The following is a 14275-nucleotide window of genomic DNA, read 5'->3' as shown; positions in this document are numbered from 1 at the left end:
AAGGGCGGGACTCTACCCGCCCTTTCTAACGGGGTTTATTTTTTCTTATGGCGATCTCTTCTCATTCTCTTTTTTCTCTTATGCTTCGCCATCTTGGCTCTTTTGCGTTTTCTACCGCAAGGCATTTCGTGATCACCCCCTAACGGTCGATTTAATATATGACTTTATTAAGCGGGTATTCGATAATGCCTTCCGCGCCCGCTCTCTTTAAGTCAGGTATAAGATGCTTGACCACCTTCTCGTCTATTATGGTCTCGACATCTACCCAGTCCGGATCCGTAAGGTTTGCTATAGTGGGCTTCTTCATCGCCGGTAGAAGGCTGAGCACCGCCTTCAGATTTCTCTTGGCGACGTTCATCTTTAAGCCCACCTTATCTTCGGCGAGTATCGCGCCCTTCAGAAGAAGGGCCAGATTCTCTATCTTATTCCGCTTCCATGGGTTCATCCAGCTCTTGCGATTGGCTATGAGCTGTGTGGTGGACTCGCAAATGGTGGCCACCTCTCTCAGTTTATTGGCCCTTAAGGACGATCCCGTCTCGGTGACCTCAACTATAGCGTCTACACCCATTATGGCCTTAACCTCTGTCGCCCCCCAGCTGAATTCCACCCGCGCCTTGACTTTGTTCTTCTTAAGGTATCTCTTCGTAACTCCGACGAGCTCGGTCGCCACGGACTTGCCGTTCAGGTCCTTTACACTATTTATCTTCGAAGCTTCCGGAACCGCCAGCACCCATCTCACCGGGCGCATCGACTGTTTCGAATATATAAGCTCGGCAACCCTTACCACGTCCGAACCGTTCTCCAGTATCCAGTCATTACCTGTTATACCGACATCGAGGATCCCGTCCTCGACATATCTGGCCATCTCCTGGGCCCTAAAGAGCACGCATTCTATTTCGCTGTCATCGATTGACGGGAAATAGGACCTCTCGCTGATATTGACGTAAAAACCCGCCTTCCTGAACATCTTCACAGTGGAATCCTGCAGGCTTCCCTTGGGCAGGCCGAGTTTAAGCTTAGTCTTCGTCTGTTTCATATAATTTCCTATTTTGATTAATTCTACATAATACGGATATAAAAGTCAAGGTAAGTTCGTCCCGTCTTTTATCTTGAAGAAAGGGGCGAAATAAAATATAATCGTATCCAACCGATAAGGAGAAACAGATGCTTAAGCTATTCAGGCATAAAAATGTGGCTAAAATAGTGCTTTGGGGACTTTTGATACTCATACTCCCCGCGTTCGTCCTATGGGGCACAGGCGCAGGCGGAGGATCAAAAGATAAGGGGCCCAAATTTGTCGGGCTCATCGATGGCAAAAAGATATCTTTCGGCGACTTCGCGGAAAGCATTGCCGCAATAAGGTGCCAGATAATATTGAATTATTTCAACCAGCCGAAAGTTATGGATACATTTTTGAAGTCAAACGCTTTTCTCGGAAAACTCGCGTGGGACAGGTTGATCATGGCCAAAGAAGCCCGGAAGGCAAAGATGAAGGTCTCAAATGCTGAAGTTATAAATTTTATACGGAGCCAGCCTTTATTCCTAAGAGGCGGTTATTTCGATGACAGGATGTACGGCTATATACTGAGAAACAATATGGCCCTTGAACCGAGAATGTTCGAAGAGATGATGAGGGGTAACCTCGAGATCCAGAAATTTAACGACCGGCTCACTAAAGATATCAAAGTGACCGACCAGGAGATCGCGGAGTCATACGGAAAAATAAACGACAAACTCAAGATCTCCTATATCGATTTTCCCGCAGCGCCGGCTGCCGGCGAAGGGTACAGTAAACTTAAAGACCTTATGGCAAAAGAAAAATTGAGCTTTGAAGCGGCCGCGGCAAAACTTGCCCTCAATGTTAAAGAATCCGCATTCTTCTCCAAAGGCGAAACTATCGAAGGTATCGGAGAGGTCGGCCCCTTGATAGAGACCGCAAGCACGCTAAAACCTGATGAAGTTTCCACCCCTATCGAAATGGAGAAAGGCGCGATAATATTCAGGGTTTCCGGAAGAGAGAAGTTCGATGAAGAGAAATTCAAGAAAGAAAAAGATGGTTATTCGAAAAAACTTATCGAATTAAAGAAGACACGATATATCGAAAACTGGCTGAGAGGCCTCGAAAAGGCCAGCACGGTCAATATAGACTTTAAGGATTACGATAAGTATTACCGTTAGACATTGCCCAGATACACATATTTCAGGCTGGCCATGGCTATCTCCCGCGCGCGTTCCAGCGTCTTCACTGGTGTGGGCGGAAGTTTCATTTTGTAGCAGGGGAAATATCTCGACAAGTGTAGCGGGGTTTCGGGGCCGACATTATCGCGGATCCATTCCGCCTCTTTCCTCATCTCTTCATCCGAATCGTTTAATCCCGGTATGATCAACGTAGTAAGCTCTACATGGCAATCGCGGCTAGCGCGCTTTATAACCTCGAGCACCTTCTCGAGCCTCCCTCCGCATATCTTCCTGTAAAAACCCTCATTGAATGCCTTCAGGTCTATGTTCATCGCGTCTATATAGGGAAGCATCGCCTCCAGAGGCTCCATGTTCACATAGCCGTTCGTTACGAGGACGTTCTCTAAATTACTGCTCTTCGCCAGTTTTGCCGTTTCGAAGACAAACTCATACCAGATAAAGGGTTCATTGTATGTATAAGCTATTCCGAACGAGCTGCTCTCCTTTGCCCTGGTTACCGCTTCTTCCGAAGTAATGCCATCTGTGCGCGCGTCGGGATCCTGGGATATCTGCCAGTTTTGGCAAAAGTCGCAGTGAAAATTACAACCTTTTGTGCCGATTGAAAATATATATTCTCCGGGATGGTAATGGTAGAGGGGTTTCTTCTCTATGGGATCGAGCGAGGCGGAGGTTATTCTGCCGTATATCTCGGAATAGAGGGTACCGTCCCTATTTACTCGCACGCCGCAAGCGCCCCGTTTATCGGGCGCTATTACGCATTCTGTAGGGCAAAGGTGGCAGTGGACTTTACCAGACCCGAGCTTTTCATAGTAGAGCGCCTCTTTCAAGGAAGCCCCCTCCAAGTTTATTCAGCCGAATTGCAGGCTAAGTGCCGATGTCTCCGACATCGGCCCTATTTCAAAAATCGTTTAAGCTCTTTCATGAATTGGCCCACATCCCTGAACTGCCTGTAGACCGAAGCGAACCTGACGTATGCTATCTCATCGAGCTCGTGCAGCTTCTGCATGACCAGCTCGCCTATTTCGCGCGACGCGACCTCGCGGTCGTGCTTGCGTTCGATATATTTCTCTATATCATCCACGAGCTTCTCGATGCGCTTCATGCTCACGGGGCGCTTTTCGCAGGCCACGAGTATGCCCTTTATCAGCTTCTCGCGCTCGAAACCTTCGCGCCGGCCATCCTTCTTTATGACCATGAGCGGCACGCGCTCCACATACTCATATGTCGTGAAACGTTTCTTACATTTCAGGCACTCGCGCCGGCGCCGCACGCTTGAGCCGTTCCTGGCCACGCGCGAATCGATCACTCCGTCGTTCCTGTTACCGCAATAGGGACATCGCATAACTCACTCGATTCTATTCTTTTGCGGGCTTCTTTACAGGTAGTACGCCCGCGAGCTCGCTGACGACGTTCACCAGGTCGGAGCCGGACGGGACTATGATCTTCGTGTTATTCTGGAGCGCCTTCTCCATCGCCTCCAGCTTCCTTAATAGCTGCGCGTTCCCGATGAAATATTTCTCGGCCGCCTCGTTGACCAACGCTATGGCCTTGGCCTCGCCTTCAGCGTCCAGTATCCTCGCCTGCCTTATGCCCTCGGCTTTCTTGATCTCCGCTCTCTTTGTGCCGTCGGCGAATGTCTCAGCCGCAGTCGCGAAATCCACGGCCGCTATCTTCTCATTCTCCGCCTTTACCACTTTATTCATCGTCTCCTGTACATCCTTCGGCGGATCTATCTCTTTGAGTTCGGTCCTTACTATATCTATCCCCCAGCTGGCGGTCTCGGCCGTGAGCGTTCTCAATAATTCTTTATTTATCCTGTCCCTCTCGCTATTCGCGGATTTCAGGGTCAGGGTGCCTATTATATTCCTTAAGGTCGTCCTGGCCAGATTAACTATCTGGTATTCGTAATTATTTACATTATACTGGGACTTTTTTACATTTTCCTCGTCCTGTTTTACCTTGAAATACACCTGAGCATCGACTCTCGCGTTCAGGTTATCGAACGTTATTATCTCCTGAGGCTCCGCGTTCATCATCTGCTCGGTAGTGTTGACAAGATACATCTTGGATATCCCCGGCATTATCCAATGAAATCCGGGTTGGGCAAATCCGGCGTATTTACCGAGCACTTCTATGAGCCCGCGGCGCGTAGGTCTCACGATCCTTATTCCCATTAGAAATATCACCGCAAAAGCCACGCCTACTAGAAATATAATACCTCTCATAACTGCCTCCTAGTTTATTCAGCCGTATTGTCGGCTAAGTGCCGATATCTCTGATATCGGCCTAGTTTATTCAGCCGTATTGCAGGCTAAGTGCCGATGTCTCTGACATCGGCCTTATAACTGCTTTACCACCCGAATCTTTATCTTCGCCTCACGGAGCAGGTCCTTAGACATCTTATCGGGGTAATCGCCGCATATCACGATCTCTTTAATACCGGCATTTATGATCATCTTAGCGCATATGACGCACGGCTGTGTAGTGGAGTAGAGAGAAGCGTCTTTAACGCTCGTCCCGTGGAGCGCGGCCTGCAGGAACGCATTCTGCTCCGCATGCAGCCCTCGACAGAGCTCATGACGCTCGCCGGAAGGCACGTTCAATTTTTCGCGTATGCACCCGACCTCGGCGCAGTGGCGTATCTTCGACGGCACTCCGTTGTAACCTGTCGCAAGTATCCTCTTGTCTTTTACGAGAACAGCGCCCACCCGGCGCCTTAAACAGGTGCTCCTTCGCGATATAAGATCCGCGATCTCCAGAAAATATTCATCCCATGTCGGCCTGACGGCTGCCGGTCTTAAGCTGCGCGTTCTCTTCTCCATTATCGCTCCATGGCCTTTAGCCTATTTTTATACAGGGGGAATTCATCCACCAGGCGTTTTACCTCTTTACGGACCTTCACTATAACGCTCTCGTCGCTGGGAGCCGATAAGACCTGATCGATCAGATGAGCTATCGTCTCCATCTCGGGTTCCTTCATGCCGCGCGTAGTGACAGCAGGCGTGCCGATACGCACTCCGCTTGCGATAAAAGGCGACTTCGTATCATAGGGTATCAGATTCTTATTAACGGTGATGCCGGCCTTGTCCAGGACGGTCGCGGCTTCCTTGCCCGTGATATTCTTGTTCGTGAGATCCACGAGAAAGAGATGGGTATCCGTACCGCCGGCCACTATCCGATATCCCAGCTTCGCCATCTCTCCGGAGAGCGTCTTGGAGTTCTTAAGTATCTGCTGCTGGTAAACTTTGAATTCCGGAGCAAGCGCCTCTTTAAAGCACACCGCTTTGGCCGCGATCACATGCATCAGCGGACCGCCCTGGAGGCCCGGGAATACCTCTGAGTCGATCTTCTTGGCAAATTCTTTTCTGCACATGACAAAACCGCCGCGCGGGCCGCGCAGCGTCTTGTGCGTCGTCGAGGTAACGAATTCGGCGTAATTAATGGGATTCTGATGGAGCCCCGCCGCCACGGGTCCCGCTATATGGGCGATATCCACGAATAGGAACGCCCCGACAGAATCCGCTATCTGCCGGAATCGTTTAAAATCAAGCGTCCTCGGGTAGGCCGAGGCGCCGGCAAGTATCATCCTGGGTCTATGCTCTTTCGCGAGAGCCTCTATCTGATCGTAATCGAGCATCTCTGTTTTGCGGTCTACGCCATAAGGCACCATCTTATAAAACTTGCCGGAAAAATTGTGGGGGTGGCCGTGCGACAGATGGCCTCCGCAGGCGAGATCCATCGCCAGGACCGTATCTCCGGGGTTGAGCATCGCGAAATATATGACCATATTGGCCTGAGTGCCGGAATGCGGCTGCACGTTAACGTGCTCGGCGCCGAATAGCTTTTTCGCGCGCTCTATCGCCAGCTCTTCCACTATATCTACGTTATGACAGCCGTTATACCATCTGGCATGAGGATAGCCTTCGGCGTATTTATTGGTGAGGGTAGAGCCCTGGGCCTCAAGGACTTCCTCGCTGACAAAGTTCTCGCTCGCTATCAATTCCAGGTTCCCGTTCTGGCGCTTCGTCTCGTCGAGAATGGCCCTGTAGATCTCGGGATCTCTCTTCTTTAAACCGTCCATTTTAATGCCCCTTTATTTTTGACTCTATATCTTTTATCTGTTTCACGCGCCTGGCGTGGCGTTCTTCGGAATGTTTTGCGGCAAGCCATGCCTTTAATATCTCTTTGGCCTTGGCGAGATCCATATAGTTTGACCCGAGCGCCAGCACATTAACGTCATTATGTTCCTTCGCCGACTTCGCCATCTCGACATCGTAACAGGCCGCCGCGCGCACGCCGTGGACCTTATTCGCTATAATCACCATGCCTATAGCGGTCTTGCATATCAGCACTCCGCGCGCGGCCTTTCCTTCACCCACAGCTTTGGCGACCTCAAAACCTATCAGAGGATAATCACAAGGATCCTTAGAGTGCGCGCCAAAATCGATCACTTCATAGCCTTCGCCCTTCATAAACTTTATCAGGCCCTCTTTCAATTCATAACCGCCATGGTCACTGCCGATTGCGATTTTCATAATTTTCCCACGAACCTTTCTATTTCCCTTTTTATCTCGTCCCGGATGATCCTGTATTCTTCGACATGTTTCCCTATCGGATCGTCAATGCCGTGACCCCTGGAATTAAACGCGTGCGAACTTCCGTATTCCTTTAATAGATACGTCTTGGATCTGGCCGCCGGCGCAAGGGCTAATATCTCATCTTTATGCGCGTCTTCCATCGCAAGGATAAGGTCGGCCTTCTTTATCATATCCACCGTGATATTCTTGGTCCTGAAACCTGAAACGTCAACGCCCTCTTCCTTCATGACCTCAATAGTCTCTTCGGACGGAGAGAGGCCGTTCAATGCCCTTATGCCGGCCGAGTGCGCCTCGATCTCTTTCTTGCCCAGCTCATCGAGACGCTTGCGTAAAATGGCCTCTGCCATTACAGAGCGGCATGTGTTACCCGTGCAAACGAATAATACGGACTTTTTCATCTGGAATTTAATACCTTCCGCAACATCCTGGAACTTATCGCTCCCTCTCTCAATATCGCGGGAGGAGACACGGTCATATCTATAACTGTAGACTCTATGCCGACCTTTGTGCGCCCGGCGTCCAGGACTATGTCTATCTTGCCATCCAGGTCCTTTAACGCGCCTCTGGCGCTAGTCGGAGGCTTTCTGCCGCTTATATTGGCGCTGGGCGCTGCCACCGGTACGCCCGAAGCCGATATCAGCTCGAGAGCCGCAGTATTCGCCGGCATCCTGAAGCCCACAGATTTTCCGCCCTTCGAATTCAATATTATCGTAAGGGGCCCCGGCCAGAATTTTTTAATGAGCCGGCCCACGGTTCCAGTGACGCGGCACCCCATCTTCTTTATGAGCCCCACATCCGCTATATGGACCGTGAAAGGCTTACCGCGCGAACGCGACTTGATCCTGTACAGCTTCTTTATCGCCTTATCGTCCAGCATGTTCACGGCGAGGCCGTATACCGTCTCCGTAGGGAAAGCCACTATGCCGCCGCTTCGGATGACCCCCGCGCTGTAGGCGATCACATCTTTATCCGGTTTATCAGGATCTATCTTTATTACCAGCGTCCTGGACGAAACCATTAAAATTTCAGGCTCGAGTTCTTCTTCCGCACATTATCGGCCAGGGACCTTTTAAATTTCGCCAGACCCTTTTCGATCCTGGCGTCGCTTAAGCTTAATATCTCCAGCGCAAGTATAGCGGCATTCTTCGCGCCGGTCTTCCCTATGGTCACGGCGGCGACGGGAATGCCCGATGGCATCTGGACTATCGAAAACAATGAATCTATACCCTTTAATTCTTTCGTCTCCATCGGGACGCCTATTACCGGCAGCGTCGTGAGGCTCGCTATGACTCCCGCCAGGTGGGCCGCGCCGCCCGCGCCCGCGATTATGACCTTAAAACCGCTCTTGCGCGCCGAACGCGCAAACTTAGCCGTATCTTCAGGCGAGCGGTGCGCCGACAGGATCTTTACAGTGTATGATATCCTGTTCTCCTTCAGCACCTTCACCGCCTCGCTCATAACGCTTAAGTCAGAATCGCTTCCCATTATTATCGCTACAAGCGGCCTCTTTTTCATATATGGTCATCTCCTTATTCTAACGGCTTTGGAAGCAATATCGGTGCGATAGTGCATCCTGTCAAAATGTACGGTCCTGACGGCTTCATAACAACGGCCTATGGCGGATTCATAATCGCCGCCTAGCGCCGTGATATTTAATACACGCCCCCCCGTGGTAATAAAGAGGCTTTTGCCGTCGGTGGCGCGTTTACCCAATTTCGTGCCGGCGTGGAACACGACTATATCTTTCATCCCGGAAACCTGGTCCAGGCCCTTTATCTCCATACCTTTCGCGTAGTCTCCCGGATAACCGCCCGAGACTGCCACCACAGAAACGCACGGCCTCGGATCCCATTCCAGCTTGTAAGAGCCGAGATTCCCGTCGACTGCTCTCTCGATCAGCTCTACCAGGTCCGACTTAAGCCTCGGCATAATAGCCTGGGTCTCGGGGTCCCCGAAACGAACATTGAACTCCAGCGCATAGGGCCCTTTATCGGTGATCATGATACCGGCATACAAGGCGCCTTTATACGGTTTGCCTTCACGCGCCAGATAGCTTATCACAGGATTGATCACCGTATCCATTATCTTCTTAAACAGGTCATCCGTAATTATAGGCGCCGGAGAATACGCTCCCATACCTCCGGTGTTTGGCCCCTTGTCACCGTCAAATACTCTCTTATGGTCCTGGCTAGAAGCAAGCGCGGCGACATTATTTCCGTCGGACACAACTATTATAGACGCCTCTTCGCCGGCCAGGCAATCTTCGATTATCACTTTATCGCCGGAAGAGCCAAAGGCCCTGTCGACCATTATTGTCTTTAAAGCGGCCTTCGCGTCCGCGATCGTCTTACAGACCATCACGCCTTTACCCGCGGCAAGGCCATCCGCCTTTATAACGACCGGCGCGCCCTTTGCCGTCAGATAATCGAGCGCGTCCTCATATTTATCGAAAATTTTAAAGTCCGCCGTTGGGACTCCGAGTTTCTTCATTAACTCTTTAGCGAAGACCTTACTGCCTTCAAGCCGCGCAAGCTCTTTTGTCGGGCCGAATATCTTTAAGCCCGCTTTTTGGAAAAGATCCGCGATACCCGCCACAAGGGGCGCTTCGGGACCGACTACCGTCAGGTCTATCTTATTGGTTCTCGCAAAATTCAAAAGGGCGTTAATGTCATCCGCTTTTATGTTGACGCTCTCCGCTATGCCGGACATTCCGTCGCTTCCGGGGGAGGCATATAGCTTTTCACATTTCGGGCTTTTGGCTATCTTCCAGGCAAGCGCATGCTCTCTTCCGCCGGAACCGATTAAGAGGATCCTCATAATATCTCTACTTTTCCGTCGCCCTTCAGGACTCTTCCTATAACGTGGGACCTCAATCCGGTATTGCCAAGCGACGCCTGCGCCTTATCGACGGACTGCCGGTCTACTACGAGGACCATGCCTATTCCCATATTGAGTGCCCTGTACATCTCCCTGTCATCTATGCCGCCCCTCTTCTTTATCAGGTCGAATATCCAGGGCGTCTTCCAGGAATCTTTCGATATTTCGATGGCCATGCCCGACGGTATTATTCTCGGGATCTTATCATAGAACGCGCCGCCCGTTATATTGGCTATACCCTTTATCTTCACTTTCCCGGCAAGCGCAAGCACATGTCTGGCATAAAGCCGTGTGGGTTTAAGCAGTTCCCTGGAATATAATTTCAGCTCTTTTTGACTCAACACTTTACGGACAAGAGAATATCCGTTCGAGTGCAGGCCGCTTGACTCCAGCCCCAGGACCACATCGCCCGGCCTGGTCCCTGTGCCGTCGATCACGTCCTTCTTATCCACAATGCCCACTCCAAATCCGGCCAGATCATACTCGTCCTCAGCATACATGCCCGGCATCTCCGCTGTCTCGCCGCCGACGAGCGCATAGCCCGCCTCTTTACAGCCAACTGAGATACCTTTAACAACGTCCTTCAGCACGTTCGAGCGGATCTTGCCGGTCGCGATATAATCGAGAAAGAATAATCCTCTGGCGCCCGAACACAGGATATCGTTCACGCTCATAGCGACAAGGTCTATTCCGACCGTGTCATGTTTATCGGCAAGGAACGCTATCTTAAGTTTTGTGCCTACGCCGTCGGTGGAGGAGACAAGGAGAGGGTCCCTGAACTTTCTGAAATCGGGCCTGAATAGCGCACCGAAAGATCCGATACCGCTCATTACGCCCTTTATCTTCGTGGCGGCGGCAAAGCGCTTGTAGTCCGTCACAAGCTTATTAGCCTTATCAATATCTACTCCCGCTGTCTTATAAGTGATCCGCTTCATAATCCCCTTCGCTTACTCCATTACTCTACGGAGGACTTCCTGATACGCTTCCTCGACGTTGCCCATGTCGCGGCGGAACCGGTCCTTATCGAGCTTCTCTTTCGTCGTCTTGTCCCAGAGCCTGCATGTATCGGGCGATATCTCGTCCGCCAGTATTATACTATTTTTATAGCGGCCGAATTCGAGCTTAAAATCTACGAGGATCAGCCCTTTCGAATCGAAGAACTTCTTCAGCTCATCATTTATCTTGAACGAATATTTATCGATCGTCTTAAGCTCCTTATCGGTAGCTATCCCGAGCGCCTTCACATGATACTCATTTATCAGCGGATCATGTAATTTATCTTCTTTATAATGATATTCTAGGACGGGCTCTTTTAGTATAATGCCCTCTTCTATCCCTAACAGCCTCGACATCCCGCCGGCGACTATATTCCTCATAGTCACTTCTATCGGCACTATCTTCACCCTTTTGACGAGCATATCGCGGTCGTTGAGCCTCTTCACGAAATGCGTGGGCACGCCCTTCTTCTCGAGGAGAGCGAATATCTTTTCTGAAAGCTTGTTATTAATCACCCCTTTATTCATTATGGTGCCGCGCTTCGTGGCATCGAATGCCGTAGCATCGTCCTTGAACTCCTGGATCAGAAGGTCAGGATCTTTTGTCTCGAATAACTTTTTGGCCTTGCCTTCATAGATCTGCTTTAATTTTTCCATAACCCTCCGCTGCCGTTCAAATTCCCACCCGCCTGAATATCTTATCCACATTCTTCACGTGATATCTGAAATCAAATATATCCTCTATCTCACCCATTGACAGTATCGAGCGGATACCTTCATCATTTAAGAGGGCCTCTTTAAAGGTCTTGTTATCGCGCTTGGCGACAAATGCTACCGCCTGGACCTTGTCATAAGCCTCATTCCTGGTGAGGCCTTTATTTATCAGCTCCAAAAGAAGCTTTCCGGAGAATACGATGCCGCCCGATTTATTCATATTCTCCAGCATCCTGTCCGCGTTCACGACAAGGTGAGCCGTTATGTCTATGAACTTGTTCAGCATATAGTCCAGAAGCACCGTAGAGTCCGGGAGGATGATCCTCTCCGCGGAAGAGTGCGATATGTCGCGTTCATGCCATAGCACCATATCCTCCATGGCCGCCATGGAATTGGCGCGCAGGACCCGCGCGAGCCCGGCGATGCGTTCGCAGGTGATCGGATTCTTCTTGTGCGGCATCGCGCTCGAGCCTTTCTGGCCCTTGGAGAAATACTCCTCCACCTCTCCTATTTCGGTATGCTGCAGGTTCCTGAATTCCGTAGCGAACTTTTCGAGAGAGGTCCCCGTGATAGCGATGACTGTCAGGAATTCCGCGTGACGGTCGCGCTGCAGTATCTGGGTGGAGATACGGGCGGGTTTAAGCCTGAGCTTCTTACAGACGTATGCTTCGACCAACGGGTCTATGTTGGCATAGGTCCCGACGGCGCCCGATATTTTTCCGACGCTTACTATGTCGCGCGCTCTTTTCAGCCTGTCCAGGTTGCGGCCCATCTCATCGTAGTAGAGCGCCATCTTCAGGCCGAACGTCATCGGCTCCGCATGCACCGAATGGGTGCGGCCTATCATAAGCGTCTTCTTGTGGCGGTGCGCCTTGCCTCTTAAGATGCGCATCAGCTTCTTCACATCGTCGATCAGAATATCGCAGGCGCCTTGCATCTGTGCGGATAAGGCGGTATCCAGCACATCGCTGGAGGTGAGCCCCATATGTATGTATTTAGCGTCTTCTCCTACGTATTCGGATACGCATTTTATAAAGGCGATCACGTCGTGGTTGGTCGAGGCCTCTATATCCTTTATCCTCTCTACATCGAACCGCGCCTTCCTCCGTATCTCGGCTAAAGACGCTTTCGGGATCCTGCCGAGCCGGGCCTGCGCCTCGCAGGCGAATATCTCTACGTCGAGCATCTTTTGGAAGCGGCTCTCATCACTCCATATCGCGGCCATCCTTGGCAATGAATATCTCTCTATCATATTGTCCCTTTTTGTTTTAGATATAATATTTTATAGTATAAAAATTAGCGTGTCAATTAAAGAAAACAGCCGTATTCGCTATTGACATAGCGGCGCTTATCAATGTAAAATGTAGCGCATATAAATCTATTCATTGATATTTTTAAAATTATCTAAGGGGGAATGATGATAGAGTTCGGAAACAAAGTTCTTGTGATAGGTTATGGCTCTGTTTCAAAATGCACGCTGCCGATCCTGTTTAAACATATCAAAATTCCTTACGCAAATGTCACCGTTATAGATTTCGCCGATCATACCGGCGCCATCAAAGAGTGGACCGATAAGGGTGTGAAGTATTTCCGGACAAAGATCACTCCTATGAACATGGCCCAGGAGTTCGCAAAACACGTCGGGACAGGCGGCCTTATCATAGACCTGGCCTGGAACATCGGCTGCACCGATATCCTTACATGGTGCCATGACAACAAGGTGCTGTATGTAAATACCTCCGTCGAGGATTGGGATCCATACGCGGATATACACGAAAAGACGCCTCTTCAGAAATCCCTCTATTACAGGCAGATGGTGATCCGCGATATGGCGTCTAAATGGAACGGCGATGCCACAACAGCGGTCGTAGACCACGGGGCGAACCCGGGACTGATATCGCATTTTACGAAGAAGGGCCTTGTCGATATCGCCGGCAGGGCGGTAAAGGATAAGACGACTCCGAAAGGGTCCGTAAAAGCTCTCGAGAAATATCTCGAGGGCGATGACTTCGCTCATCTGGCGATGGAGCTTGGCGTCAAGACCATTCACTGCAGTGAGCGCGATACCCAGATAGCCAACAAACCTAAAGAGGTCGATGAGTTCGTAGGCACATGGTCCATCGAAGGATTAAGGGAGGAGGGCATATCCCCTGCCGAAATGGGGTGGGGCACCCATGAAAAAAAGCTTCCCGCCCTTGCCCATATTCCGCACTACGGGCCTAAGAATCAGATATTCCTGGCGCAGATGGGAATAAATACCTGGGTGAGGTCCTGGATACCTCATGAGGAAATAATCGGAATGGTCATACGGCATGGTGAGGCATTCGGGATATCCGACCGCCTCACCGTATGGAAAGATGAAAAGGCCGTTTACAGGCCGACCGTCCACTATGCGTATATGCCGTGTCATGAGACGATCTCGTCTCTGCATGAACTTCGCGCCAGGAACTATGAGCTCCAGCCGAAATGGAGGATCATGAACGATGAGATAGTCTGCGGCGATGACATACTCGGCGCCCTGCTGATGGGGCACAAGTATAATTCATGGTGGACGGGAAGCGTGCTCTCGATCGATGAATCGAGGCGCCTCGTCCCCCACCAGAACGCCACCACAATGCAGGTAGCGATAGGCGTTGTATCCGCCGTCATGTGGATGATAGGCAATCCGAAAAAGAGCATCTGCATACCCGACGATCTTCCGCACAAATTCGTGCTTAATATAGCGGAACCATACCTGGGCAAGCTGGTCTCGGAGGCTTCCGATTGGACGCCGCTATCGAACTACCAGGTATTCTTTAAAGAAAATAAAGCGGCCCAGCTTGACGTTAAAAACATCTGGTGTTTCCAGAATTTCCTGTTTAAACCATAACAGACTTAAGGATGGATATTAAG

General features: G+C 50.5%; 16 protein-coding genes. 2 read left to right on the top strand and 14 right to left on the bottom strand.

Annotated elements, in window-relative coordinates; genetic code table 11:
- Positions 1-151 precede the first annotated feature (151 nt).
- A complete protein-coding gene (hisG, locus tag NTY76_06755; GenBank protein MCX5678790.1) occupies positions 152-1036 on the bottom strand; it encodes an ATP phosphoribosyltransferase in 885 nt (294 codons plus the stop codon).
- Positions 1037-1164: 128 nt separating this feature from the next.
- Between hisG and NTY76_06750 the strand changes: the two genes are divergently transcribed.
- Complete coding sequence (locus NTY76_06750) at positions 1165-2178, top strand: peptidylprolyl isomerase (GenBank protein ID MCX5678789.1); 1014 nt, start codon at positions 1165-1167, stop codon at positions 2176-2178.
- Here NTY76_06750 and amrS read toward each other — a convergent pair.
- The 13 genes from amrS to purB all read right to left on the bottom strand — a co-directional run bounded on the left by amrS (position 2175) and on the right by purB (position 12635).
- Positions 2175-3026: an AmmeMemoRadiSam system radical SAM enzyme gene (amrS, locus tag NTY76_06745; protein ID MCX5678788.1), complete on the bottom strand. Its 852-nt coding sequence runs from the start codon at positions 3024-3026 to the stop codon at positions 2175-2177. The two genes, NTY76_06750 and amrS, sit on opposite strands and share 4 nt — an antisense overlap.
- 65 nt (positions 3027-3091) lie before the next feature.
- On the bottom strand, positions 3092-3541 hold the full coding sequence (gene nrdR / locus NTY76_06740) for a transcriptional regulator NrdR (protein ID MCX5678787.1): 450 nt from the start codon (positions 3539-3541) through the stop codon (positions 3092-3094).
- A gap of 13 nt (positions 3542-3554) precedes the next feature.
- Positions 3555-4424 carry an SPFH/Band 7/PHB domain protein gene (locus tag NTY76_06735; GenBank protein MCX5678786.1) on the bottom strand — a complete coding sequence of 290 codons (870 nt, stop codon included), beginning with the start codon at positions 4422-4424 and terminating at the stop codon, positions 3555-3557.
- A gap of 114 nt (positions 4425-4538) precedes the next feature.
- Positions 4539-5021, bottom strand: coding sequence for a cytidine/deoxycytidylate deaminase family protein (locus NTY76_06730; protein MCX5678785.1), 483 nt, complete (start codon positions 5019-5021; stop codon positions 4539-4541).
- Positions 5021-6280 carry a serine hydroxymethyltransferase gene (locus NTY76_06725; GenBank protein ID MCX5678784.1) on the bottom strand — a complete coding sequence of 420 codons (1260 nt, stop codon included), beginning with the start codon at positions 6278-6280 and terminating at the stop codon, positions 5021-5023. Before NTY76_06725 ends, NTY76_06730 begins: the two co-directional genes overlap by 1 nt.
- A gap of 1 nt (position 6281) precedes the next feature.
- Positions 6282-6734 carry a ribose 5-phosphate isomerase B gene (rpiB, locus tag NTY76_06720; GenBank protein ID MCX5678783.1) on the bottom strand — a complete coding sequence of 151 codons (453 nt, stop codon included), beginning with the start codon at positions 6732-6734 and terminating at the stop codon, positions 6282-6284.
- Positions 6731-7195 (bottom strand): low molecular weight protein arginine phosphatase, encoded by a 465-nt coding sequence (locus tag NTY76_06715; GenBank protein ID MCX5678782.1) that lies wholly within the window; start codon positions 7193-7195, stop codon positions 6731-6733. Before NTY76_06715 ends, rpiB begins: the two co-directional genes overlap by 4 nt.
- Positions 7192-7815: an L-threonylcarbamoyladenylate synthase gene (locus NTY76_06710; protein ID MCX5678781.1), complete on the bottom strand. Its 624-nt coding sequence runs from the start codon at positions 7813-7815 to the stop codon at positions 7192-7194. Before NTY76_06710 ends, NTY76_06715 begins: the two co-directional genes overlap by 4 nt.
- Positions 7815-8312: a 5-(carboxyamino)imidazole ribonucleotide mutase gene (gene purE / locus NTY76_06705; GenBank protein ID MCX5678780.1), complete on the bottom strand. Its 498-nt coding sequence runs from the start codon at positions 8310-8312 to the stop codon at positions 7815-7817. Before purE ends, NTY76_06710 begins: the two co-directional genes overlap by 1 nt.
- A 6-nt stretch (positions 8313-8318) precedes the next feature.
- On the bottom strand, positions 8319-9614 hold the full coding sequence (gene purD, locus NTY76_06700; protein MCX5678779.1) for a phosphoribosylamine--glycine ligase: 1296 nt from the start codon (positions 9612-9614) through the stop codon (positions 8319-8321).
- A complete protein-coding gene (purM, locus tag NTY76_06695; GenBank protein MCX5678778.1) occupies positions 9611-10600 on the bottom strand; it encodes a phosphoribosylformylglycinamidine cyclo-ligase in 990 nt (329 codons plus the stop codon). The genes purD and purM overlap by 4 nt, the downstream gene beginning before the upstream one ends.
- A 21-nt stretch (positions 10601-10621) precedes the next feature.
- Entirely contained in the window at positions 10622-11326 is a 705-nt protein-coding gene (locus tag NTY76_06690) for a phosphoribosylaminoimidazolesuccinocarboxamide synthase (GenBank protein MCX5678777.1), read from the bottom strand.
- Between the two features lie 16 nt (positions 11327-11342).
- A complete protein-coding gene (gene purB, locus NTY76_06685) occupies positions 11343-12635 on the bottom strand; it encodes an adenylosuccinate lyase (protein MCX5678776.1) in 1293 nt (430 codons plus the stop codon).
- Positions 12636-12797: 162 nt separating this feature from the next.
- Between purB and NTY76_06680 the strand changes: the two genes are divergently transcribed.
- Positions 12798-14252, top strand: a complete 1455-nt coding sequence (locus NTY76_06680) for a saccharopine dehydrogenase NADP-binding domain-containing protein (protein ID MCX5678775.1) — start codon at positions 12798-12800, stop codon at positions 14250-14252.
- Positions 14253-14275: the final 23 nt, after the last annotated feature.

The organism is Candidatus Omnitrophota bacterium (assembly GCA_026387175.1).
In the GTDB taxonomy this organism is placed as follows: Bacteria; Omnitrophota; Gorgyraeia; order 2-01-FULL-45-10; family 2-01-FULL-45-10; genus CAIMPC01.
The sequence above is the reverse complement of the archived record's forward strand: the minus strand, read 5'-3'. Positions and strand labels throughout refer to the sequence as shown.